The organism is Sinorhizobium chiapasense (genome assembly GCF_036488675.1).
Taxonomy (GTDB): Bacteria; Pseudomonadota; Alphaproteobacteria; order Rhizobiales; family Rhizobiaceae; genus Sinorhizobium; species Sinorhizobium chiapasense.
Genome location: NZ_CP133148.1, coordinates 1577972 through 1600992, shown reverse-complemented (window position 1 = coordinate 1600992; position 23021 = coordinate 1577972). Strand labels below are relative to the sequence as shown.

Here is a 23021-nt window from a genome sequence, read left to right as displayed (position 1 = left end):
CGCGGGTTTCGTACAGCGCCGCGCGCCTTGTCAGACGCGCAAAGGGCGCTGTACCTATTTGAATTGCCGCATGTTTTTATCCCAAATCGGGTACGACTTAGGGAAACATGCAGTACAGGCCTAGTTGAAATAGCTCTGCAGCGGACGGACCTCGAGGTTTCCTGCCTTCAGGGCCTTGATCGCAAGCGCCGCCGCTTCGGCACCGGCCATCGTGGTGTAGTAAGGCACCTTCTGCATCAGTGTCGCACGACGCAGCGATTTCGAGTCGGAGATCGCCTTGTTGCCGTCCGTCGTATTGATGACCAGCTGGACCTGTCGGTTGCGGATCGCATCCTCGACATGCGGTCGGCCCTCGAGAACCTTGTTGATCTTGGTAGCCGTAATGCCTTGCTCGCCGAGGAAGCGGGCCGTACCGCCCGTCGCCATCACCTTGAAGCCGATCTCGGCGAGGATGCGGATTGCCGGAAGCACGCGCGCCTTGTCCTCGTCGCGAACGGAAACGAAAACCGTTCCGTCGCGCGGCAGGTCGACGCCCGCGCCGAGCTGGGACTTGGCGAAGGCAAGCGCGTAGTCCGTGTCGAGGCCGATAACTTCGCCGGTCGAGCGCATTTCCGGCCCGAGCAGCGTGTCTACGCCGGGGAACCGGGCGAACGGGAAAACCGCTTCCTTGACGGCGATGTGCTTCAGATTGCGCGGGTCCGGTTTCCGGCCATAGGCGGCAATCGCTGTCTCCAGCGCTTCGCCCGCCATCACCCGTGCCGCGATCTTCGCGATCGGCGCACCGATGGTTTTCGCCACGAAGGGGACGGTACGCGACGCCCGTGGGTTGACCTCGAGCACGTAGATCGTGCCGTCCTTGATGGCGAACTGCACGTTCATCAGGCCGCCGACGTTAAGCGCCTTGGCGAGCGCTGTCGTCTGGCGTTCAAGCTCGTCGACAAGGTCCTTGTCGAGCGTATGAACCGGCAGCGAGCAGGCGGAGTCGCCGGAATGGATACCGGCTTCCTCGATATGCTCCATGATGCCCGAGACGAAAACGTCCTTGCCGTCGCACAGGCAGTCGACGTCCACTTCGGTCGCGTTCGTCAGGTAGCTGTCGAAAAGCAGCGGATTCTTGCCGAGCAGCGTGTTGATCTGACCGGTCTTGTCATTGGGATAACGCTGCTTGATGTCCTCCGGCACCAGCCCCGGGACCGTGTCGAGCAGGTAGGTCTGCAGCATGCTTTCCGAATGGATGATCTGCATCGCGCGCCCGCCGAGAACATAGGACGGTCGCACGACTAGCGGAAAACCGATTTCCGCGGCGACGAGGCGGGCCTGCTCGACGGAATAGGCGATGCCGTTGTTCGGCTGGTTGAGATCGAGCTTCATCAAGAGCTTCTGAAAGCGATCGCGGTCCTCGGCGAGGTCGATCGCGTCGGGAGCCGTACCGAGGATCGGGATGCCGTTCTTTTCCAGTGCTTCGGCGAGCTTCAGCGGCGTCTGGCCGCCAAACTGTACGATGACGCCATGCAGCGTGCCGTTTTGCTGTTCGGCGCGCATGATCTCGATGACATCTTCGGCGGTGAGCGGCTCGAAATACAGCCGGTCGGACGTATCGTAGTCTGTCGAAACTGTTTCCGGATTGCAGTTGACCATGATCGCTTCGTAGCCTGCATCCTTCAGCGCGAAGGCCGCGTGGCAGCAGCAATAGTCGAACTCGATACCCTGGCCGATCCGGTTCGGCCCGCCACCGAGGATGACGACCTTCTTGCGATCGGAAACCTGAGCTTCCGAGCGCGCAGTGCCGACGAAGGGCGTTTCATAGGTTGAGTACATGTATGCGGTCGGCGAGGCGAACTCGGCCGCGCAGGTGTCGATGCGCTTGTAGACCGGGCGGACGTTGAGCGAGTTGCGCAGTTCCGCCACTTCCTTCGGGCGCTTGCCGGTGAGCGTCGCAAGGCGCGCGTCCGAGAAGCCCATGGCTTTCAGCATACGCAGGTTTTCTGCGTCCTGCGGCAGGCCATGCTCGCGAATGCGGGCCTCCATGTCGACGATCGCCTGGAACTGGGCGATAAACCACGGATCGATCTTGCAGGCCTCGTGCACCTCCGCCTCGCTCATGCCAAGACGGAGCGCCTGGGCGACCATACGCAGGCGGTCCGGCGTCGGCGTGCCGATCGCCGCACGGATGGCATTGCGGCCGTCGCCATTCTCGTCGAAATCCGGGATGTCGATCTCGTCGAGGCCGGTCAATCCCGTTTCGAGACCACGAAGTGCCTTCTGCAGCGATTCAGCGAAGGTACGACCGATCGCCATGACCTCGCCGACCGACTTCATCGCAGTGGTCAGCGTCGGTTCGGCGCCGGGGAACTTTTCGAAGGCGAAACGCGGGATCTTCGTAACCACATAGTCGATCGACGGCTCGAACGATGCCGGCGTCGCGCCACCGGTGATATCGTTCTCCAGCTCGTCGAGCGTGTAGCCGACGGCGAGCTTGGCGGCGATCTTGGCAATCGGGAAGCCGGTTGCCTTGGACGCCAGCGCAGAGGAGCGCGACACGCGCGGGTTCATCTCGATGACGACGAGGCGGCCGTTCGCCGGATTGACCGCGAACTGCACGTTCGATCCGCCGGTTTCGACGCCGATTTCGCGCAGCACCGCGATCGAGGCGTTGCGCATGATCTGGTATTCCTTGTCGGTCAGGGTCAGCGCCGGCGCGACCGTGATCGAGTCACCCGTGTGGACGCCCATCGGGTCGATGTTCTCGATCGAGCAGATGATGATGCAGTTATCCGCCTTGTCGCGGACGACCTCCATCTCATATTCCTTCCAGCCGAGGACCGACTCCTCGATCAGGACTTCCGTCGTCGGCGACGCATCGAGACCGCTGCCGACGATCTCGAAGAATTCCGAACGGTTGTAGGCGATGCCGCCGCCGGTGCCGCCGAGCGTGAAGGACGGGCGGATGATCGCGGGCAGGCCGACGTCGTCGAGCGCCTGCGCGGCAATCGCCATGGCGTGGTTGAGATAGCGCTGCTTGCGATCGCCTTCACCGAGGTTCCATTGATTTTCCAGCTCGTCGAGAGCCTTGTCGAGTTCGGGGCCGGTGAGCCTGGCTTTCAGCTCCGCCCGTTCCGCCTCGTGCGCCTTGCGATCCAGATCCTTGATGTCGGTGGCGTTCGCAAGCCGCGATCTGGGCGTTTCAAGACCGATCTTCGCCATGGCCTCGCGGAAGAGGGCACGATCCTCGGCCTTGTCGATCGCCTCCGGCTTGGCGCCGATCATCTCGACATTGTAGCGGTCGAGCACGCCCATGCGGCGCAGCGAGAGCGCCGTGTTGAGCGCCGTCTGCCCACCCATGGTCGGCAGCAGCGCGTCGGGACGCTCCTTGGCGATGATCTTGGCGACGACTTCCGGTGTAATCGGTTCGACGTAGGTCGCATCGGCCAGTCCCGGGTCGGTCATGATCGTTGCCGGGTTGGAATTGACCAGGATGACCCGGTAGCCTTCTTCCTTCAGCGCCTTGCAGGCCTGCGTGCCGGAATAGTCGAATTCACATGCCTGACCGATGACGATCGGCCCCGCGCCGATGATGAGGATCGATTTGATATCTTGGCGCTTCGGCATGGCTCTTATCCGTTTCTAGCTGCGCGAAAAACCGGCCAGGGTGGGAGGTCACCGGCCGGGGCGCGCATTTATGGTCTTTTCAGGCTAGAAGCGGCTTATAGGCAAATGTTTCTGCAAGCGAAACCCCGAAAATTTCGGAATCGACAATAAAGCGAAGATATTTGGGGTGCCACTCCCGCACCCGCCGAACGACCACAGGACCATGGGGAAGCCCGGAATTTTGCGACGGGGTCGAACTCGACTCCATGCCTCCGCGATCGGCTTGCCAAATCAAAAAAGATCGGCCCGACGAAACAGGATGGTGGCGATAGCGTTTTACAAGGATCGTCGCTCGGGCATATAAATCATTCAATGCATTAAGCCGATGCGACGCCTGGAGGACTGATCATGGAATGGAAGGGTCGCCGCCAATCCGGAAACATTGAAGATCAGCGCGGGGCGAGCCCCGGAGGCGGGCCCGGAGGCAGCCCGTTCGGCCGTGGCGGTGGGTTCCGCTTGCCGGGCGGGGGAGGCGGCATGCGCCGCGCCGGCGGCGGAATGAGCTTCGGCACGATCATCTTTCTCGTGATTCTCTATTTCGTGCTGCGGGCCATGGGCATCGACATGCTCCAGGTCCTCCAGGGCGGCGGCCCGATGAGCATGCCTGGCTTCGAGCAGAGCGACGGCTCACAGGTGCCACAAGGTTCGGCCGAAGAGGAAGAGATGAAAGCCTTCATGGCGACGGTACTTGCTGAAACGGAAGACACGTGGAACGGCATCTTCCAGGCGAGCGGCGAACAGTATCAGGAACCGAAGCTCGTGCTGTTCAGTGACTCCGTCCGATCGGCCTGCGGCTTTGCCTCCGCCGCGTCGGGGCCGTTCTATTGCCCGGGCGACCGCAAGGTCTATCTCGACATGAGCTTCTTCGACGAACTCGCTCATAAATTCGATGCCGCCGGTGACTTCGCCCAGGCCTATGTCCTTGCCCATGAGGTCGGCCATCACGTGCAGAACCTGATCGGTGTCTTGCCGAAATTCAACCAGATGCGGCAACGCATGAGCGAGGTCGAGGCGAACCAGATGTCGATCCGCGTCGAACTGCAGGCTGATTGTTTCGCCGGAATCTGGGGCAAGTATACGGAGCAGAAGGGTTTGCTGGAACGCGGCGATCTGGAGGAGGCGTTGAATGCCGCCACGCAGATCGGCGACGATACGCTGCAAAAGCGCATGCAAGGCTATGTCGTCCCGGAGAGCTTCAACCACGGCACATCGGAGCAACGGATGAGATGGTTCCAGCGCGGCTTTGACAGCGGCCAGATGTCGGCCTGCGACACCTTCTCCGGATCCGTCTGATCGGATCGTCCGGACCGGGCCGCCGAGCCCGATCCGGACAACGGCCGTTCAGCCGTGCCGTTCGCTGTCCATATGCGCGAGTTGTGCTTCCGGATAACGAGCACCGGCGGCAGCGTCCTTCGGCACGGCACGCTCGATTGCCGCCAGATCGTCCGCATCGAGGCGAACAGCCAGCGAAGCAAGCGCTTCGGCTAGTCGGTCGCGGCGGCGTGCGCCCACAAGCGGCACGATATCGGCGCCTTGCGCAGCGACCCAGGCGATCGCGATCTGCGCGACGGTAACGCCCTTTGCGTCTGCGACGCGCCGCAGCGCCTCGACGAGAGCCAGGTTCTGCTCGACATTGCCTTCCTGGAAGCGCGGGCTAATGGCGCGGAAATCGCCACCCTTGATTGCACCTTTCTGCCAGTGTCCGCTGATCAGGCCGCGCGAAAGGACGCCGTAGGCCGTGATGCCGATACCGAATTCGCGGCATGTCGGCAGGATCTCCTCCTCGATCCCCCGCGAGATCAGTGAGTACTCGATCTGAAGATCGACGATCTGATGAACGGCGGCCGCGCGCCGGATCGTATCGGCACCGACCTCGGAAAGGCCGATGTGGCGAACATAGCCAGCCTTCACCATATCGGCGATCGCACCAACGGTGTCCTCGATCGGGACATCGGGATCGAGGCGGGCCGGTCTGTAGATGTCGATGTAGTCGACGCCAAGGCGCTGCAACGTATAGGCAAGGAAGTTGCGCACTGCCTTCGGGCGGCCGTCGTAACCGACCCACGCGCCGGCAGCATCGCGCAGTGCACCGAACTTGACGCTCAACTGCGCCTGATCGCGATCGCGTCCCTTGAGTGCTTCTCCGATCAACATCTCGTTGTGACCCATGCCGTAGAAATCACCGGTGTCGAGCAAGGTGATACCCGCATCGAGCGCGGCATGAATGGTGGCGATGCTTTCTGCGCGGTCTGATGGACCGTACATGCCCGACATACCCATGCAGCCAAGCCCGATCACGGAAACCTCCGGGCCTAACTTTCCAAGTGAAACCTTTTGCATCTCACTTCTCCTTCGATGCGGCCGTTGTCCGGCCATTTCGTTCGCCGCCGTATTTACTTCAGCGCGCAGTGTGCGATAATCCGCCACAAGCCAAACAGCTTGTCCGTAATTCCGCACAATGAACGACCTCCCGCTCGCAGAACTTGATGCCTTTGCCGCCGTTGCCCGCGAGCGCAGTTTCCGGACTGCCGCGCGCAAACGCGGCGTTTCAGCCTCTGCGCTCAGCGAGGCACTGCGCCGACTGGAGACAAGGTTGGGCGTGAGACTGCTCAATCGGACGACCCGCAGCGTCACGCCGACCGAGGCGGGCATGCGGTTGCTTGAGCGCTTGTCGCCGGCGCTTGGAGAGATCGCCGGAGCGCTCGATCAGGTGGGCAGCCTCCGCGACAGCCCTGCGGGCACGCTCAGGCTGAATGTGCCGACAATCGTCGCCCGTGAAATCCTGCCGCCACTTGTCGGTCGGTTCATGAAAGCCAATCCGGCAATTACGCTGGAGGTCACAGCAGAGGATGGCTTCATCGATGTTCTCGCCGCCGGATTCGACGCCGGCGTGCGCTACGAGGAACGACTTGAGCGAGACATGATCGCCATCCCGATCGGCCCGCGCGTACAGCGTTACATCACCGCCGCTGCCCCGGATTATCTTGCGCGACATGGCGTACCGCAACATCCGCGCGATCTTCTCGAACACGCCACCATCCGCCACCGTTTCCCAAGCGGCGTTGCGTTGACCTGGGAGTTTGGAGAAGGCGACGCCGCCCTGACCATCGCACCGCCCGCAGTCATCCTTGCCAATGTGATCGATCTCGAAGTCGGCGCAGCGATCGACGGTCTCGGAGTGATTCGAACATTCGAGGAATTTCTGGCACCGGAGATCAAAGCAGGGCGGCTTGTGCCAATTCTCGAATCGTGGGTGACGAGTTTCCCGGGGCCGTTCCTGTACTATGCCAGCCGTCGTCATATGCCGGCCCCGCTCAGGGCCTTCGTCGACTTCCTGAAGGTGGAACAACGACGCTCGGAACCGTAAGGCTACGAGCAGCAAGCATCAGCGGACGCGATCGTTTCGATCATAAACTTTGAAATGTTCACGCATTGTTTCGATTTTAACAATGCGATACACGTTATTTGGTGACGTCGTTCACGTTCTGTCTCCACACTGACGATACACAGCGGGGAGGGGCTTCATGCTCGACAAGAAATTCGTGCGGCGTGGACTATTTCTCGTCTTTCTCATCCTCTTTCTCGACATCATGGGCATCGCCATCATCGTGCCGGTGCTGCCGACCTTTCTTAAGGAGTTGACCGGCGCAAGCGTTGGCGAAGCAGCCATCGACGGCGGATGGCTGCTGCTCGTCTATTCAGCGATGCAGTTTCTCTTTGCGCCGCTGATAGGCAACCTGAGCGATCGCTTCGGGCGGCGGCCGATCCTGCTTGCTTCCGTTCTCACCTTCGCGATCGACAACCTGATCTGTGCGCTTGCAACGAGCTACTGGATGCTTTTCATCGGGCGTATCCTTGCCGGCATCAGCGGCGCGAGCTTCGGAACGGCGTCCGCCTACATCGCCGACATCAGCGACGACAGCAGTCGGGCGAAGAATTTCGGCTTGATCGGCATCGCTTTCGGCACCGGCTTCGCGCTCGGCCCGGTCATTGGCGGCTTTCTCGGAGAGCTGGGTCCGAGAGTGCCGTTTTACGGCGCCGCAGCGCTCTCCTTCATCAACTTCATGGTCGGTGTGTTCTTCCTGCCCGAGACCCTGGATCGCGCCAACAAGCGGCGGTTCGAGTGGTGGCGCGCCAATCCCCTCGGCGCGCTCAAACAGATGCGAAACTATCCGGGTATTGGCTGGATTGGTCTTGTCTTCTTCCTCTATTGGCTTGCCCATGCGGTCTACCCGGCTGTCTGGTCGTTCGTCTCATCCTATCGTTACGGCTGGAGCGAGGGGCAGATCGGATTGTCGCTCGGGATCTTCGGTATCGGCGGAGCGTTTGTCATGGCCGTTGTCCTGCCGCGCGTCGTGACGAGGTTCGGAGAACGGCGAACCGCTGCGCTTGGTCTCATCTTTACAGCGCTCGGAATGGCCGGCTATGCCGCCGCCTGGCAGGGGTGGATGGTGTATGCCGTGATCGTTGCGACGGCACTTGAAAGCCTGGCCGATCCTCCGTTGCGCAGCATCGCCTCTGCCCACGTCCCGCCGTCGGCCCAAGGCGAACTGCAGGGAGCGCTCACCAGCATTTCGAGCATCACGACGATCGTCGGGCCGCTTATCTTCACGCAGATCTTCGGATATTTCACCAGCCCTGCGGCCACCTTCTCGTTTTCCGGTGCACCCTACGTCCTGGCGAGTTGCCTCATTGTCGCGGGGCTTGCGGTTTTCCTGCTTCGGGTGCGATCTCTACCGGACAAAGCATTTCAAGATAGCGTGCCGAAACCAACGGCAGGCCTGGCTCCGGGCGAGGCAACGCCTTCAAATTGATCAATTTTTTTGATCCTTCGATGAAAAATTGAGCAGTTAGGCCTTTCTCGCTGGCACTTTCATCGGCGCTGCTCTATCTCGGATGTTCTTCCACCGAGTTGATTTGCAGCCGATCTGCCGCAACAGAACGGAACGACGAGAAGCGCGAGCGGCTTTCCGCCTGCACCTTGTTCTAACTTTTTGAAATTGAAGTCATTTATGATTTTGGATGCGTCCAAGGTCATGAACGTGATCTGGAGCCAGGTTTCCCATGCTGACCACGAACACGAGCCAAATGCAGCTGCAGAACGACAATTCGTGGAGCAACCACTATCGTGCAAGCTTCTATCTCGGCGTGCCCTTCATCGGTGCGCAGCTTGCACAGCTGGCGATCAATACCACAGACGTGCTGATGGTCGGCAAGCTGGGTGCTACCGAGCTCGCGGCGATCATCCTTGCGACGCAGACGTTCTTCACCGTCTTCATTTTCGGCAGCGGCTTTGCCAATGCCGTGGTACCCATGGCCGCACAGGCGCAGGGCAGGGGCGACAAGGTTTCCGTCCGCCGCTCGGTAAGGATGGGCATGTGGGTGGTGCTGCTCTACGGCGTCCTTACGGCGCCGCTCCTTTGGATGGCAGAACCCATTCTTCTTTTTGCTGGCCAAAGACCCGAGGTCGCGAAGCTCGCCGGAGAATACCTGCATATCGCGCAATGGGCGATTTTTCCGAGCCTCATCTTCATGGTGCTGAGAGCTTTCCTGAGCGGGTTGGAGCGGGCCGGGATCATTCTCTACGTGACGCTTGCGACGCTCGTTCTCAACGCGCTGCTCTGCTACGTGCTGATCTACGGGCATTTCGGCTTTCCGGCGCTCGGCATATTCGGTGCAGCGCTGGCAGCCCTCGGCGTCGCCTTGCTCGGTGCGGCGCTCACGATCGCCTATATCCGCGGCAGGCCGGAACTCAACCGGTACGAACTCTTCGTGCGCTTCTGGCGGCCCGACTGGCCGGCGTTCCGCGAGGTGATCCATCTCGGCGTTCCGATCTCCATGACGATCCTTGCCGAAGTCAGCCTGTTTACGGCCGCTTCGCTGCTTATGGGCAATATCGGCACGATGGAGCTGGCTGCGCACGGGATCGCGCTTCAATTCGCCTCGATCGCCTTCATGATCCCCCTCGGTCTCGCGCAGGCTGGAACAGTGCGTGTCGGACTTGCCTACGGAAGCGGCGACTTGTTGGGCGTCAGACGGGCCGCCATCGCCGTCCTCGTCCTCGGCTGTCTATTTGCCGCCGTCGGCAGCACGATTTTTGCGCTCTTCCCGCGCCAGCTTGCGGCGCTCTATCTCGATACGAGTCGTCCCGATGCGGCGGAAGTGCTCGCCTTTGCGGGTCCGTTGATCGTCATCGCCGGTGCTTTCCAGCTTGTCGACGGTCTCCAGGCCATCGCGGCCGGCATGCTGCGCGGCCTCAAGGACACGACGGTACCGATGATCCTGGCGATGATCTCCTATTGGCCGATCGGCTTTTTCTGCGCCTGGGCATTTGCCTTTCCGCTGAACTTCGGCGGCGTCGGCGTGTGGTTCGGCTTTGTGCTCGGGCTGGCCGCGGCGGCCGTTTCGCTCAATTGTCGTTTCTTCTGTCTGCTTCGCTCGATCCAGGCGAAGGCCTTTTGAACCAAGGCCTCGTGGCAAGCCTCAAACCAGCCGGCTCGGCTTACACCTACCTACGGGATGAAAAGAAAAAGCCGGACGGGCAGGGGAGACCGTCCGGCTTACAAGAGCGACCTCAGCAGGGGAAGATATGAGGCCGCTTATTTGAAACTTCCGGCAAGAAGTTCCTGGAGGCATTCACAGATTAAAGCCGCGGTCTTGCTCGTTGCGGACACTCACTTCGCTGCGAAGCGCATGGATTGCAGCAACGGACATCGCGAAAAACATCGTCATCGAAAACAGAGCAAGTCCCATGGCCGTAATCCTTTCAGTTTCCTAAAACGGCATGTCTCCAAAAAGGTTCCGTTCATTCGTGCCTCACAGTACAACTTCCGGTGTGAAACGATCTTGAACACTGCATTCATCTAGCATTCATTCTTTCCCGCGTGCTGTTTCCGAGGGAACACGCGAGACGCCGGTCGCGCTGCCCTTGCGGTCGGCCGCTGTCCATGACAAAAGGCTTCACCAAACGGAAACAGGTGCGATGACCACGGCTTTCTATCCCGGCTCCTTCGATCCGATGACGAACGGGCACCTCGACGTGCTTGTGCAAGCACTCAACGTCGCGGAGAAGGTCATCGTGGCGATCGGCATTCATCCGGGAAAGACGCCGCTCTTTTCCTTCGAAGAGCGCGCCGACCTCATCCGCCGCTCGCTGAGCGAGTTTCTGCCTGAAAGGGCAGGCGATATCGCCGTTGTTTCGTTCGATAACCTTGTGGTCGATGCGGCGCGCCATCATGGCGCGAACCTGCTCGTGCGGGGCCTTCGCGATGGCACGGACCTCGATTACGAGATGCAGATGGCGGGTATGAACCGGCAAATGGCTCCGGACATCCAGACACTGTTTTTACCGGCGGGTACCGCATCGCGGCCCATTACGGCCACATTGGTCCGCCAGATCGCGGCGATGGGCGGCGATGTAAGCGCCTTCGTGCCCCGTGCGGTCCATCAGGCGCTGCAGGCGAAACGCAAGGCCTGAACGCGCCGACAGCTCACACCACTCAGGGAGAAACCATGAAAATCCTCCAATTCGCTTTAGCAGGGGCACTGGCGCTCGCCACCCTGACAGGGACGGCTTTCGCGCAGTCGAGCGACAATGTGATCACGATTCAGCTGAAGGAAGGCCCGGTCGTTATCGAGCTGCGTCCGGACATCGCGCCGAAGCACGTTCAGCAGATCAAGGAGCTCGCGGCTGCAGGCGAATACGACAACGTTGCGTTTCATCGCGTGATCAAGGGCTTCATGGCCCAGACGGGCGACGTGCAATATGGAGACATGAAAGACGGCTATCAGGCCGAACTGGCTGGAACGGGCGGCTCCTCCAAACCCGACCTGCCGGCGGAATTCTCCGACGTGCCCTTCGAGCGTGGTACAGTGGGCATGGCGCGCTCGCAGGATCCGAACAGCGCCAACTCGCAGTTTTTTATCATGTTCGCGCCGGGTGACTTCCTCAACGGCCAGTATACGGTCGTCGGCAAGGTGGTCGAAGGCATGGAGAATGTCGACAAGATCAAGCTTGGTGATGACGCCAACAACGGCGCGGTCACCGATCCAGACCGTATGATCAGCGTCAAGGTCGGCAAGTAAAGTCAAACAGAAGGAGAAGAACCATGGCCGAGATCAAGGATCCGGAAAACACGATCATAATGGAGACCACGAAGGGCAAGGTCGTGATCGAGCTTCTGCCGGACGTCGCTCCGGGTCACGTCGCTCGCATCAAGGAGCTGACGCGCGAGGGTGCCTATGATGGAGTCGTGTTTCATCGCGTGATCGAGGACTTCATGGCACAGACGGGCGACGTGCAGTACGGAAAGACCGGCAGTGAACAATTCAATCCAGGCCGCGCAGGCATGGGCGGCTCCTCCAAGCCCGACCTGAAGGCCGAATTCTCCGACAAGAGCCACGTGCGTGGCACGTGCTCGATGGCCCGCAGCCAGATGCCGAACTCGGCAAACTCCCAGTTCTTCATCTGCTTCACCGACGCACCCTGGCTCAACAAGCAGTACTCGATCTGGGGCCAGGTGATCGAAGGCATGGAGAACGTCGACAAGATCAAGCGCGGCGAGCCGGTGCGTGATCCCGATACGATCGTGTCGATGCGGGTTGCCGCCGACGCCTGATTTGCGCTAATGCACAGACCCGCCTCTGTCGCGTCAAAGGACGCCGGGGCGGGTTTGCTTTTGTCTGACACCATCGATGCGCGTAGACCTGTTCGACTTCGACCTGCCGGAAACTTCCATTGCGCTGCGGCCCGCAAACCCGCGCGACAGCGCCCGCATGCTTGTCGTGCGGCCGGACGGCGAGCCGGTCCTCAGCGATCACGACGTTCTCGACCTGCCGTCCTTCCTGCGGCCCGGGGACGCGCTGGTTTTCAACGACACGAAGGTGATACCGGCGCAGCTCGAAGGCCTTCGCAGGCGTAGCGAAGAGGTCGTCACACAGGTCTCTCTGACGCTGCATATGCGCGTCGCCCCCGACCGCTGGAAGGCTTTCGCGCGACCGGCGCGCCGGCTGAAACCCGGTGACCGGATCTCGTTTGGCCACGGCGGAAACAGCTGCCTGCTCGGCACGCTCGACGCCACGGTCGAGGAAAAGGCCGACGCCGGCGAGGTTACGCTTCGCTTCGACCTTTCCGGACCGGCGCTCGACGAAGCGATCATGGCCGTGGGCCATACCTCGCTGCCCCCCTATATCGCATCCAAACGTCCGGACGACGCGCGGGACCGCACCGACTATCAGACCGTCTATGCGCGGGAAGAGGGGGCCGTCGCGGCACCGACCGCCGGACTGCATTTCACCGAACGCCTTTTCGCAAGGCTTGACGAGGTCGGCGTCGAGCGCCATTTCGTAACCCTGCACGTGGGTGCGGGGACCTTCCTGCCGGTCAAGACGGATGACACCGACGATCACGTGATGCACGAGGAAATCGGCCATGTGAGCGCGGCGACCGCGAACAGCCTGAATGCGGTGCGGGCGAGGGGCGGGCGCATCGTTTGCGTCGGCACGACGTCGCTCCGACTGATCGAAAGCGCGGCAACGAAAGAAGGCGAAATCCGGCCCTGGTCAGGCGCGACCGGCATCTTCATCACGCCGGGTTATCGCTTCCGCGCGGTCGATATGCTGATGACCAATTTCCATCTGCCGAAATCGACGCTTTTCATGCTTGTTTCGGCCTTCGCCGGGCTCGACACGATGCGTGCCGCCTATGCTCACGCAATCGCCGGCGGCTACCGCTTCTATTCCTATGGCGATTCAAGCCTGCTTTTCCGGAAAGACTAGATGACCGAGACGTTCCAATTCAAGCTGCTTGCAACCGACGGCAGGGCGCGCCGCGGCGAGGTTTCGATGCCCCGCGGCACGATTCGCACGCCTGCATTCATGCCTGTCGGAACCGTCGGCACGGTCAAGGCCATGTATCTCGACCAGGTGCGCGAACTCGGCGCCGACATCATCCTTGGCAACACCTATCATTTGATGCTGCGGCCCGGCGCCGAACGCGTTGCGCGGCTTGGCGGATTGCACAACTTCATCCGCTGGGAACGGCCGATCCTAACGGACAGCGGCGGCTTCCAGGTCATGTCGCTCTCCAGCCTGCGCAAGCTCAACGAGCAGGGCGTGACCTTCAAGAGCCATGTGGACGGCGCGCTCTATCACATGTCGCCGGAACGTTCGATCGAGATCCAGGGATTGCTCGACAGCGATATACAGATGCAGCTCGACGAGTGCGTGGCTCTGCCAGCCGAACCCGACGAAATCGAACGGGCGATGGAAATGTCGCTGCGCTGGGCGGAACGCTGCAAAGTGGCGTTCGGGGATCAGCCGGGCAAGGCCATGTTCGGTATCGTGCAGGGCGGCGACATTCCGAAACTGCGCGAGCGCTCGGCTCTTGTGCTAAGAGATCTTGACCTCAAAGGCTACGCGGTCGGTGGCCTGGCTGTCGGTGAACCACAGGAGGTCATGCTCGATATGCTCGACGTCACATGCCCGGCGCTGCCTACCGAAAAGCCGCGCTATCTGATGGGCGTTGGTACACCGGACGACATCCTGAAATCCGTCGCGCATGGCATCGACATGTTCGACTGCGTCATGCCGACCCGTTCCGGCCGCCATGGCCTGGCCTTCACCCGCTACGGCCGCATCAACCTTAGAAACGCACGCCACGCCGAAGATACGCGCCCACTCGACGAGCAATCGTCCTGCCCGGCAACGCGCGACTATTCCCGCGCCTACCTGCATCACTTGATCCGCTCGAATGAATCGCTCGGAGGCATGCTACTCAGCTGGAACAACCTGGCCTATTATCAGGAGCTGATGGCGGGCATCCGCAAGGCGATCGAGGAGGGGCGTTACGCCGATTTCATGGCGGAAACCCAGGAAAATTGGAAGCGCGGTGACTTGCCGCCCGTCTGACTTCTTTTCAACCTGTCAGAGCTGCGGACCGGACGCGGTCTGCAACATCATCACGCCATTGATCTTGTAGCTGCCATCCGGCTGGTGAACGAGATCGTAGACCGCCGTCCAGTCCTTGCCGTCCGATCCCGAAATAAGGACCTCCTGGAACACCTCTTCGCCGACCACCTTCGATCGACCGAAGGCGAAATTGCCCGGACGATAGAGGTGCTGATAGCTGCGCTTGACCATGTCGAAAAAGATGATCTTGTCCGGGAATTTAGTCCTGATAGCCGGCGAGGCGAAGGAATAGGCCGTATCCGCATCATCCTCCAGGAAAGCCTTGATCTGAGCGCGGATGACGGATTGCACCGTATCGACAGGTTCATCTGCGAGGGCGGGGCCCGCTCCAATCGAGAGCGTGAGACAAAGCGCAACAAGAACGATCCTGACCATTGCTGGCCTCCATCCACCTCTTGTCATCAAGGATAGGCCTCATGCTGACGCCGGTAAGTACCTTGTGACCTCAAAGTCGACGAATTATTCTTTCCTAATATACACATATGTGTGCAATTTCAATATTATAGGCAATAATCCTAAACTAGACCTGCAGACATCATAACTTCGTGATGCCGCGACTGCGAAAAGGGTTGTGCAACGCAGATCCCCAGCACACGCGACCATCTTCGCCAGCCAACGTGGCGGCTCTCAAGGGATGCGTCGCGCTGCTGATTGAGACGAGACCGGCAGCCCACAAGGCGAACCCGCATTGTTTCTGGCGGACGAAAACACGAACCATCGGCTCAACGGAGGTCTGTGGCACACAATAATGCCGTTGATCGTCGTCGACAGCGTACGGCAGCAGAGCCTGATCAGGTTTGAGCGGATCGCTAGACGACGCCGATCGCGATAGATCGTCGGTCGATGGTGGCCGAATTTCCCGGCGATGACGGTGGCGCCCAGGCCGGCCGCTCGCCAACGAGCGATCCTACGACGTTCATCCATGTCGATCTGGGGAGTAGGTGCGCCTCATGAGACATTCCTTGCAAGTGACAAACCATTGGCATCTCTCGCAAGTCGCACTTCATCCCCGAACCCACCCGGCTACATACAATGTCACAGCTATTTAAAGATGAGACAAAGTAGTCAACTTAGAAACGCGACATCATCCTATCGTTTATTACTGCGATTTCAAGCGGGCATATTTGATTAATACACAGACGCAAGCCGCCGTCCGGGTGGAGCTGGTCAGGGTTGCGCAACCCGGTCGGCGGCGGATGGCTCCAGCTGCAAGATAAACTTTAGCTTTGACAGCCCGATCACTCCGCCGCTTTCAGCTGCGCAAGGGCTTGCTGGCGCTTGGCGATGACCACCGGATCCTTGGTAAAGTCCGTCTTCCGGCCAGGCTTCGTGCCGCGCTTCTGGTAGCCATTGCTCTGGCTGCCGTCGCGAATCCCGAACATATGGTCCGTCTGGCCGGTGCGACGCGGCCCGCTCTTGCTGCGCTGTTGTTCTCGCCCGGCCTGCATCTCGGCCACCACCGCCAGCATGTCATCAAGGCGCTTGTTCTCGACCACCTCCGAGCGATGGACCGACCGTAAGGTGTCGAAGGTTCTGTAGGGCAGGGACGTCCCCTGATGGGTGATCTCGAGGCGACCATCGGGATAATCGCAGACAATAAGCTTCTTGCCGGCGAGCGCCGTGGCGAGGTCGGTCGGATCGAGGAGGAACATCACCTTGTCATAGCGCAGCGTCAGGGACTGCGACAGCTTGCGGACCTCCTTGCGGCACATGGCGCCATCGAGGTTCTCATGCGCGGCAAACGGCCGATGCATGTCCTTCGGATTGCGCGGCGCCTTGCCAAAGCGACGATTGAAGTCGGCCATGAACTCCGGCGCATAAGCATTGGCCGCCGCGATCGTGTCGATGCCGCGCAGCCGCAGTTCCTTGACCAGGCGATCCTGCAGCGTCTGGTTGGCGCGCTCGACGCGGCCCTTGGCCTGCGGAGTATTGGCGCAGATGATGTCGATGTTGAGCTCATAAAGGGCCCGGCCGAACTGCGTCAGGCCGCTGGTTCTGTCCTGCTTGGAAGCATGGGTGGTGCGGAAGATGCCATGCTTGTCGCTGTAAAACGCGATCGGCTTGCCCCATTGCTGCAAGTAGGCCTTCGTCGCGTGCAGATAGTCGAAGGTGTTCTCCGAGGCCGCAAAGCGCAGATGCAACAGCTTGCCGGTGGCGTCGTCGATGTAGACCAGCAGGGCGCATTTGGGACCGCGGTTCTCGAACCACCAATGAAGCGAGCCGTCGATCTGAACGAGTTCGCCGAAACAATCGCGCCGGCCGCGCGGCTGGAAGACCCGCTTCTTGCGCTCGCGTCGCGACACCCAGATGCCGGCTTCGATCATCCATTGACGCAGCGTCTCCTTGCTAACGGCAATCCGGTGGCGTTCGAGCAGCTTCTCAGCCGCCAACGTTGGTCCGAAATCCCCATAATGCTCACGCACCAGGTCGAGCACCAGGTTGCGGAAATCCTCGCTGTGACGTCGATTGCTCGGACGGCCGCGCTTCTTCGAGACGAGACCGTCGGCGCCGGCCAGGTCATAGGCCTGCAACAGCCGGTGAACCTGACTGCGGCTGAGACGAAGCAACGCGGCCGCCTCGACGACGGTCAGGCCGCCACCGCGAATCCGCTGGATCAGTTCAAGACGATGCAATTCCTTCTGCGACATGGTGATCAAACAAGACATGACGACTCCGAACGCTCATGGTCTCAACCACGCTTCACGTCGCCAGTCTTCCTTCCAAACGTTGACGTTTGACCAGCATCCCAAGAGGCGACGACTGTCGCATCTCTAACTGGCTCATATGTCGCATCTCTAAACTGCCGCTACATACAATTATCGCATAAGATAGATTATGGAACTTGTCCGCATAGCGCCGAACTCGCTGACTAGCGCGAAATCAACGCCTTGAAGCCGCGTCCTAACGTCGGATGTTACGCTTCTTCGGTGGACGGCATGGCGATCTCGAACTCGAGACGCATCATGTCGTAAGCCGGCTCGACGTGATCCGGCGTTTCGTTCTGCACCGTTTCATAGTCCAACGGCACGTGCATATGCGTCAGCACAGCGCGCTTCGGCTGAAGCCTCGCGATCCAGCCGAGCGACTGCACCAGCGACAAATGGCTCGGATGCAACTTGTACTGCAGCGTGTCGAGGACAAGGAGATCGAGATCCAGCAGCTTTCCGACGGTCTCCGGCGGAAAATCGCTCACGTCGCTGCAATAGGCAAAATCACCAACTCGAAAACCGAGAGAATGGGTATTGCCGTGAAATTGCATCAACGGTGTAAACGAAATCGGCCCACCAGCGCCGTGAACGGTGACCGGCGACAGATCTTCGGTGAAGAGACGCGGCTCGACGATCGGCGGATAGCCGCTTCCTGTTAGTGATTCCACGCAATAGCGAAACCTCTCGCGGATTGCACTCATCGTGGATGCATCCGCCCAGATCGGCACGCACTTGCGATTTTCGATCACGAAGCCGCGTAGATCGTCGATCCCATGCAGATGATCGGCATGAGCGTGCGTGTAAAGCACGGCGTCGATGTGGCGAACATCGGCGGCAACCATCTGGGCGCGGAAATCCGGGCCGGTATCTATAACGACGGTCGTCTTGCCGCCGTCTGGCGCGAACTGCTCGACGAGCAGCGCCGCTCGCATACGGCGGTTGCGCGGATTTGACGGATCGCAGGCCCCCCAATCGCCGGTAATACGCGGTACCCCTGGCGAGGAACCGCATCCGAGAATGGTGAAGACCCGCCGAAATGCCACGTCAGAGCCTCGGCATTTTCGAAAAGATGCGCAAGGCGTTCTCCGTCGTAATCTCGGCAATTTCCTCGGGTGAAACGCCGATGGTTTCCGCCAGCACCTCAGCGGTATGCGCGACAAAGGCCGGCTCGTTGCGCTTGCCGCGGAACGGTTTTGGCGCGAGATATGGTGCGTCCGTCTCGACGATCATCCGGTCGCGCGGGATCGTCTTCGCGATATCCCTGATCTCCTGCGACTTCGGGAACGTCAGAATGCCGGAAAAGGACACGTAGCCGCCGAGCTCGACGCCGATGCGCGCGAGGTCCGGGCCCGAGGAGAAGCAATGGAGGAGGAAAGGGAAGGCCCCCTTCCCGCTTTCCTCGGTCAGGATCGCCGCCATGTCGTCGTCCGCCGAGCGGCTATGGATGACGAGCGGCAGCCCTGTCTCCCGCGCGGCCGCGATGTGGCGGCGCAGCCCTTCAGCCTGCGCGTCGCGCGGTGCATTGTCGTAGAAATAATCGAGCCCCGCCTCACCGATCGCAACCACTTTGGGATGCGCCGAGAGCCTAACGAGATCTTCCGTGGTGATGTCGAGTTCCTCGTCCGCGTTGTGCGGATGGGTACCGACGGAACAAAACACATTCGGATAGGCCTCGGCGATCGCAAGGATCGTGTCGAACCGCTTCACACGCGTCGAAATCGTCACCATCTGCGCCACGCCGGCCGCGGCAGCGCGTTCGATGATCGCGTCGCGCTCCGCCTCGAAGTCCGGGAAGTCCAGATGGCAATGGGTGTCGATCAGCATGCGTTGCACTCGCTTATACTTCGGGCGCCACGTAGCGCGGGAAGACCGGCTTCGGTGCCTCAAGCGGCGTTCCGGAGACGAGACGTCCGGCTTCACCAAGATGAGCAAAATCACGCTTGTCGGCCGGTATGGCGACGAGGTCGAGAAGCTTGCCCGCCGAATCCGGCATGAACGGCTGCAGCAGGATCGCGACCTGACGGACCACTTCGGCGGTGACGTAAAGCACCGTCGCCATCCGCTCCGGATCCGTCTTCTTCAAAGCCCAGGGCTCCTGACCGGCGAAATAGCGGTCGGTTTCGGAAACGACAGCAATGATCGCGCCGAGCGCCCGGTGGATGAGCTGTTTGCCCATATCCTCGCGCGTCGCCTCGAGCAAGGCATCGGCAGAGGCCAGCATTGCCTTGTCCTCGTCGGTGAGCGGCCCGCAGACTGGGATCTGGCCGTCGCAGTTCTTCACGATCATCGACAGCGAACGGCTGGCGAGGTTGCCGATGCCGTTGGCAAGATCCGAGTTGATGCGTGTCGCGATCCCCTCCTCGCTGTAGCTGCCGTCCTGGCCGAAAGAAACTTCGCGCAGGAAGAAGTAGCGAATCTGGTCAAGCCCGAAGTGTTCGACCAGATTGAACGGATCCACGACGTTGCCGAGCGATTTCGACATCTTCTCGCCCTTGTTGAGCAGGAAGCCATGGGCGAAGACGCGCTTCGGGAGCGGCAGACCGGCGGACATCAGGAAGGCCGGCCAGTAGACAGCATGGAAGCGGATGATGTCCTTGCCGATGATATGAATATTCGCCGGCCAGAATTTTGCGCGCGGACCGGTCGGATCGGTGAGATAGCCCGTTGCAGTGATGTAGTTCGTCAGCGCGTCCACCCAGACATACATGACGTGGGCCGGATCGTTCGGCACCTTGATGCCCCAATCGAAGGTCGTGCGCGAAACCGAGAGATCCTTCAGCCCCGACTTGACGAAGGAAATGACCTCGTTCCGCCGCTCGGCCGGCCCGATGAAATCCGGATTCTCTTCGTAGTGCTTGAGGAGCTTTTCCTGATAGGCGGAGAGGCGGAAGAAATAGCTCTCCTCTTCCACCCACTCGACCGGAGTGCCCTGCGGCCCGTAGCGCACGCCGTCGTCGCGCAGCTCCGTCTCGTTTTCCTGATAATAGGCCTCGTCGCGGACGGAGTACCACCCCGCATAGGAATCCTTATAAAGATCGCCCGCCTCGCCCATGCGGATCCAGATTTCCTGCGAGGCCTGGTGGTGACGTTTCTCCGTCGTGCGGATGAAATCGTCGTTGGAAGCGTTGAGAAGCACCGCCATCTTCTGGAATTCGGCCGAGTTGCGATCGGCGAGCTCTTGCGCGGAAATGCCTTCCTTCTTTGCCGTCTGCTGCATCTTCTGGCCGTGCTCGTCAGTTCCCGTCAGGAAGAAGACGTCGCGCCCGTCCAGTCGCTGATAGCGCGCCATCGCATCCGTCGCGATCAATTCATAGGCATGGCCGATATGCGGCCGGCCGTTCGGATAGGAAATCGCGGTGGTGATGTAGAAGGGGGAAGTGTCTCTCATGGTGGGCTTCGACATATCTCGGATCGGGAAACTACGGCTGCTATTAGCGCATCGCCTTCAGGTAGGAAACCGCCGGGGAAAGAAAAAGCCCGCCCTCGGGCAGTGGCAGCGACGATCGAACGACAAATCGGATTGACACAGACGACGATCAGGAACAAAACGGAAACAAACGGAGGGAAGTGACGTGCTCGGCCAGCTCAAGCGAAAATTCGAGGCGGCCTCGGTCGCCTATGCAACAGAACATGGCATCGTGCGCGACCCGGATTGGTACATCTTGAAACTGCAGGAAGAAGTGGGTGAACTGACGCAAGCCTGGAATAAGGTAAGCGGCAGGGGCCGCGCTCGTACCATGTCGCCGCAGGAACTGCGCCAGTCGCTCGCTGACGAAACCGCGGACCTCCTCGGCCATGTGCTCCTCTTCGCCCACCACAACGATTTAGACCTGGCTGCGGCGATCGAGCGAAAATGGAGGTTCGCTCCCGACCTATAGCGCGTCCTTCAGATCTTCGAGCAGCGACAGGATCGTCTGTTTTCGATCGAGATTATAGGCGTCGCTCACTGTCAGACGCTCCGCGAAAGTACTGGAGAGGCTCGCAAGGCGCTCGGCCCTGCCGATATCGCCGGCGAGCGCCGCGTCCCGCGCCTGCTGCATGACGCGCCCGGTCAACAGGGACGAAAAGAAATCGAAGATCGTTTCGCTGTCCCTTGCTGCGAGAATATCCGCAAGCTTGTGCATCTGCCTGCGCACCGCAGGTCCCTCACCCGCCAGGATGTCCTCGAAGGCGGCGGCGATATCGAGGCCGCCGTAATTTATGAGCTTTAGTGCCTCGGAAACACTGCCGTTTGCCGCAGCGAGAATCCGCTCGACATTCGGCCCCGTCATATCGAAGCCGAGATGGCCAAGCGCGTGGCGCATCGGCTCGCGGTCCAGCGGCTTCAGCCGCAATGGAAGGCAGCGCGAGCGGATGGTGGGCAGCAGTTTCCCAGGCGCGTGCGTGAGCACCAGGAAGAGCGAGCGGCGCGGCGGTTCCTCAAGTATCTTGAGGATGGCGTTGGCGGCGTTGCGGTTGAGATCGTCCGCCGGGTCGATGATGACGATGCGCCAGTTCCCCGTGCCGGATGTTTGGCCAAAGAACTTTCCGACGCGGCGCACTTCGTCCACGGTGATTGCCCCTTTTGCCCTACCCGTTTTCTCGTCCACGGGGCGGGTGAGATGAAGCAGGTTGTGCGATGCGCCGGAGGCAAGCTGCCGAGTGACGATGGAAGCGGGATCCGGATCGGCAAGCTGATCGGGCGCCGTCGCCGGTTCGGGATGATTCAGAATGTGGTTCGCGAAGCGAAAGGCAAGCGTCGCCTTGCCGATGCCCTCCGGTCCCTCGATAAGGACCGCATGGTGCCCTTTGCCAGACTTGTAGCTCTGGGCCAGAAACTCCTCTGCCTGAAGATGGCCGAACAGCTTGCTGTTTTCGGCAGGGGCCACGGCTCCTTCGAGCAGACCGGGACGTTCCATCGTCATGACGCAGCTTCCGCGTTTGACGACCGTGGTTCGTCACCGTCCGCCAGCAACGCCTCCATAATCTCGCGAACCTCGGCCGCTATGACGTCCGGCGACCGTGCCGCATCGACGACACGACACCGCCGAGGATCGGCTTCGGCGATGTCAAGGAAGGCCTCGCGCCGTTTCTCATGCGTTTCGAGCTGTTCCTTCTCGAAACGATCGGGACTGCCGCTGGCAGCGCGGCGACGCGCGCGCTCGAGCCCAACGGTGGCAGGCAGGTCGAAAATAATAGTGCGGTCCGGAATCACACCGTTGACGGCCACGCGTTCGAGCGTTTCCACGAAGGCCGGTTCGAGGTTGCCGGTGATGCCCTGGTAAACACGCGAGGAATCCATGAAGCGGTCACACAGGACGATGGTACCCTTCTGAAGCGCCGGCCGGATCACCTCTTCGACGTGATCGCTGCGCGCGGCCGCGAAAAGAATCGCCTCCATGCGAATACCGAAAGACTCTGCCGCCCCCGACAGCAGCACGTGGCGGACAGCCTCCGCGCCGACGGAGCCGCCAGGCTCTCGCGTGGTCAGCACATCGTAACCACGCGCGCGCAGCGAATCGGCCAGCAGGCGCATCTGGGTCGACTTGCCGGCCCCTTCCCCGCCCTCAAACGTTACAAACAGACCCTTCGTCAGCGACATGCGTTCCCAAATCGGCCAACTGCATGCTTCCCTAAATCGTACCGACTAGCGGTCAAAAACATGCAGCAATTCAAAGTACTACAGCATTCCTTGCGCGTCTGATCCGACGCGCGGCG

At 60.7% G+C, this 23021-nt stretch carries 19 protein-coding genes and 1 pseudogene; 10 read left to right on the top strand and 10 right to left on the bottom strand.

Going from position 1 to position 23021, the window contains the following annotated elements; genetic code table 11:
- Nucleotides 1-120: 120 nt before the first annotated feature.
- Nucleotides 121-3609, bottom strand: coding sequence for a carbamoyl-phosphate synthase large subunit (gene carB, locus RB548_RS07725; RefSeq protein ID WP_331374353.1), 3489 nt, complete (start codon nucleotides 3607-3609; stop codon nucleotides 121-123).
- A 387-nt stretch (nucleotides 3610-3996) separates the two neighbouring features.
- On the opposite strand from carB, the gene ypfJ reads away from it, so the two are divergent.
- Nucleotides 3997-4941, top strand: a complete 945-nt coding sequence (gene ypfJ / locus RB548_RS07720; RefSeq protein WP_331374352.1) for a KPN_02809 family neutral zinc metallopeptidase — start codon at nucleotides 3997-3999, stop codon at nucleotides 4939-4941.
- A gap of 48 nt (nucleotides 4942-4989) precedes the next feature.
- Here ypfJ and RB548_RS07715 read toward each other — a convergent pair whose 3' ends face one another.
- Nucleotides 4990-5988, bottom strand: a complete 999-nt coding sequence (locus RB548_RS07715) for an aldo/keto reductase (RefSeq protein ID WP_331374351.1) — start codon at nucleotides 5986-5988, stop codon at nucleotides 4990-4992.
- A gap of 118 nt (nucleotides 5989-6106) precedes the next feature.
- Between RB548_RS07715 and RB548_RS07710 the strand changes: the two genes are divergently transcribed.
- The 8 genes from RB548_RS07710 (at nucleotide 6107) to tgt (ending at nucleotide 14556) form a co-directional block, all read left to right on the top strand.
- Nucleotides 6107-7015: a LysR family transcriptional regulator gene (locus tag RB548_RS07710; protein WP_331374350.1), complete on the top strand. Its 909-nt coding sequence runs from the start codon at nucleotides 6107-6109 to the stop codon at nucleotides 7013-7015.
- Between the two features lie 157 nt (nucleotides 7016-7172).
- A complete protein-coding gene (locus RB548_RS07705; protein WP_331374349.1) occupies nucleotides 7173-8462 on the top strand; it encodes a TCR/Tet family MFS transporter in 1290 nt (429 codons plus the stop codon).
- A gap of 250 nt (nucleotides 8463-8712) precedes the next feature.
- Nucleotides 8713-10110: an MATE family efflux transporter gene (locus RB548_RS07700; RefSeq protein ID WP_331374348.1), complete on the top strand. Its 1398-nt coding sequence runs from the start codon at nucleotides 8713-8715 to the stop codon at nucleotides 10108-10110.
- A gap of 520 nt (nucleotides 10111-10630) precedes the next feature.
- Nucleotides 10631-11125, top strand: a complete 495-nt coding sequence (gene coaD, locus RB548_RS07695) for a pantetheine-phosphate adenylyltransferase (protein ID WP_331374347.1) — start codon at nucleotides 10631-10633, stop codon at nucleotides 11123-11125.
- A 35-nt stretch (nucleotides 11126-11160) separates the two neighbouring features.
- Nucleotides 11161-11733: a peptidylprolyl isomerase gene (locus tag RB548_RS07690; RefSeq protein ID WP_331374346.1), complete on the top strand. Its 573-nt coding sequence runs from the start codon at nucleotides 11161-11163 to the stop codon at nucleotides 11731-11733.
- A gap of 23 nt (nucleotides 11734-11756) precedes the next feature.
- The gene (locus tag RB548_RS07685) at nucleotides 11757-12266 is read left to right on the top strand and encodes a peptidylprolyl isomerase (protein WP_331374345.1); all 510 of its coding nucleotides are present in this window, start codon (nucleotides 11757-11759) and stop codon (nucleotides 12264-12266) included.
- Nucleotides 12267-12342: 76 nt separating this feature from the next.
- Nucleotides 12343-13425, top strand: coding sequence for a tRNA preQ1(34) S-adenosylmethionine ribosyltransferase-isomerase QueA (gene queA / locus RB548_RS07680; protein WP_331374344.1), 1083 nt, complete (start codon nucleotides 12343-12345; stop codon nucleotides 13423-13425).
- A complete protein-coding gene (gene tgt / locus RB548_RS07675; RefSeq protein ID WP_331374343.1) occupies nucleotides 13426-14556 on the top strand; it encodes a tRNA guanosine(34) transglycosylase Tgt in 1131 nt (376 codons plus the stop codon).
- 15 nt (nucleotides 14557-14571) lie between these two features.
- Here the strand turns inward: tgt and RB548_RS07670 are convergent, their stop codons facing one another.
- The 6 genes and pseudogenes from RB548_RS07670 to metG all read right to left on the bottom strand — a co-directional run bounded on the left by RB548_RS07670 (nucleotide 14572) and on the right by metG (nucleotide 20712).
- Complete coding sequence (locus RB548_RS07670) at nucleotides 14572-14991, bottom strand: DUF4864 domain-containing protein (RefSeq protein ID WP_331374342.1); 420 nt, start codon at nucleotides 14989-14991, stop codon at nucleotides 14572-14574.
- Between the two features lie 438 nt (nucleotides 14992-15429).
- A pseudogene (locus RB548_RS32335) lies at nucleotides 15430-15568 on the bottom strand (helix-turn-helix domain-containing protein); the annotation flags it as partial.
- Nucleotides 15569-15854: 286 nt separating this feature from the next.
- Nucleotides 15855-17282, bottom strand: a complete 1428-nt coding sequence (locus tag RB548_RS07660) for an ISNCY family transposase (RefSeq protein ID WP_331374341.1) — start codon at nucleotides 17280-17282, stop codon at nucleotides 15855-15857.
- A gap of 248 nt (nucleotides 17283-17530) precedes the next feature.
- Nucleotides 17531-18367 (bottom strand): MBL fold metallo-hydrolase, encoded by an 837-nt coding sequence (locus RB548_RS07655; RefSeq protein WP_331374340.1) that lies wholly within the window; start codon nucleotides 18365-18367, stop codon nucleotides 17531-17533.
- 1 nt (nucleotide 18368) lies between these two features.
- Nucleotides 18369-19148: a TatD family hydrolase gene (locus tag RB548_RS07650; RefSeq protein WP_331374339.1), complete on the bottom strand. Its 780-nt coding sequence runs from the start codon at nucleotides 19146-19148 to the stop codon at nucleotides 18369-18371.
- 13 nt (nucleotides 19149-19161) lie between these two features.
- Complete coding sequence (gene metG / locus RB548_RS07645; protein WP_331374338.1) at nucleotides 19162-20712, bottom strand: methionine--tRNA ligase; 1551 nt, start codon at nucleotides 20710-20712, stop codon at nucleotides 19162-19164.
- 184 nt (nucleotides 20713-20896) lie between these two features.
- Between metG and RB548_RS07640 the strand changes: the two genes are divergently transcribed.
- On the top strand, nucleotides 20897-21202 hold the full coding sequence (locus RB548_RS07640; protein ID WP_331374337.1) for a nucleoside triphosphate pyrophosphohydrolase family protein: 306 nt from the start codon (nucleotides 20897-20899) through the stop codon (nucleotides 21200-21202).
- Here RB548_RS07640 and RB548_RS07635 read toward each other — a convergent pair.
- Together RB548_RS07635 and tmk are read right to left on the bottom strand one after the other, a co-directional pair.
- Nucleotides 21197-22228 (bottom strand): DNA polymerase III subunit delta', encoded by a 1032-nt coding sequence (locus RB548_RS07635; RefSeq protein ID WP_331374336.1) that lies wholly within the window; start codon nucleotides 22226-22228, stop codon nucleotides 21197-21199. The genes RB548_RS07640 and RB548_RS07635 overlap by 6 nt on opposite strands.
- Complete coding sequence (gene tmk / locus RB548_RS07630) at nucleotides 22225-22905, bottom strand: dTMP kinase (RefSeq protein WP_331374335.1); 681 nt, start codon at nucleotides 22903-22905, stop codon at nucleotides 22225-22227. Before tmk ends, RB548_RS07635 begins: the two co-directional genes overlap by 4 nt.
- Nucleotides 22906-23021 lie beyond the last annotated feature (116 nt).

What these genes read in the sequence shown, in the direction of transcription:
- carB (WP_331374353.1), bottom strand. Translation starts at nt 3,609, where the DNA reads ATGCCGAAGCGCCAAGATATCAAATCGATCCTCATCATCGGCGCGGGG.
- ypfJ (WP_331374352.1), top strand. Translation starts at nt 3,997, where the DNA reads ATGGAATGGAAGGGTCGCCGCCAATCCGGAAACATTGAAGATCAGCGC.
- RB548_RS07715 (WP_331374351.1), bottom strand. Translation starts at nt 5,988, where the DNA reads ATGCAAAAGGTTTCACTTGGAAAGTTAGGCCCGGAGGTTTCCGTGATC.
- RB548_RS07710 (WP_331374350.1), top strand. Translation starts at nt 6,107, where the DNA reads ATGAACGACCTCCCGCTCGCAGAACTTGATGCCTTTGCCGCCGTTGCC.
- RB548_RS07705 (WP_331374349.1), top strand. Translation starts at nt 7,173, where the DNA reads ATGCTCGACAAGAAATTCGTGCGGCGTGGACTATTTCTCGTCTTTCTC.
- RB548_RS07700 (WP_331374348.1), top strand. Translation starts at nt 8,713, where the DNA reads ATGCTGACCACGAACACGAGCCAAATGCAGCTGCAGAACGACAATTCG.
- coaD (WP_331374347.1), top strand. Translation starts at nt 10,631, where the DNA reads ATGACCACGGCTTTCTATCCCGGCTCCTTCGATCCGATGACGAACGGG.
- RB548_RS07690 (WP_331374346.1), top strand. Translation starts at nt 11,161, where the DNA reads ATGAAAATCCTCCAATTCGCTTTAGCAGGGGCACTGGCGCTCGCCACC.
- RB548_RS07685 (WP_331374345.1), top strand. Translation starts at nt 11,757, where the DNA reads ATGGCCGAGATCAAGGATCCGGAAAACACGATCATAATGGAGACCACG.
- queA (WP_331374344.1), top strand. Translation starts at nt 12,343, where the DNA reads ATGCGCGTAGACCTGTTCGACTTCGACCTGCCGGAAACTTCCATTGCG.
- tgt (WP_331374343.1), top strand. Translation starts at nt 13,426, where the DNA reads ATGACCGAGACGTTCCAATTCAAGCTGCTTGCAACCGACGGCAGGGCG.
- RB548_RS07670 (WP_331374342.1), bottom strand. Translation starts at nt 14,991, where the DNA reads ATGGTCAGGATCGTTCTTGTTGCGCTTTGTCTCACGCTCTCGATTGGA.
- RB548_RS07660 (WP_331374341.1), bottom strand. Translation starts at nt 17,282, where the DNA reads ATGTCTTGTTTGATCACCATGTCGCAGAAGGAATTGCATCGTCTTGAA.
- RB548_RS07650 (WP_331374339.1), bottom strand. Translation starts at nt 19,148, where the DNA reads ATGCTGATCGACACCCATTGCCATCTGGACTTCCCGGACTTCGAGGCG.
- metG (WP_331374338.1), bottom strand. Translation starts at nt 20,712, where the DNA reads ATGAGAGACACTTCCCCCTTCTACATCACCACCGCGATTTCCTATCCG.
- RB548_RS07635 (WP_331374336.1), bottom strand. Translation starts at nt 22,228, where the DNA reads ATGACGATGGAACGTCCCGGTCTGCTCGAAGGAGCCGTGGCCCCTGCC.
- tmk (WP_331374335.1), bottom strand. Translation starts at nt 22,905, where the DNA reads ATGTCGCTGACGAAGGGTCTGTTTGTAACGTTTGAGGGCGGGGAAGGG.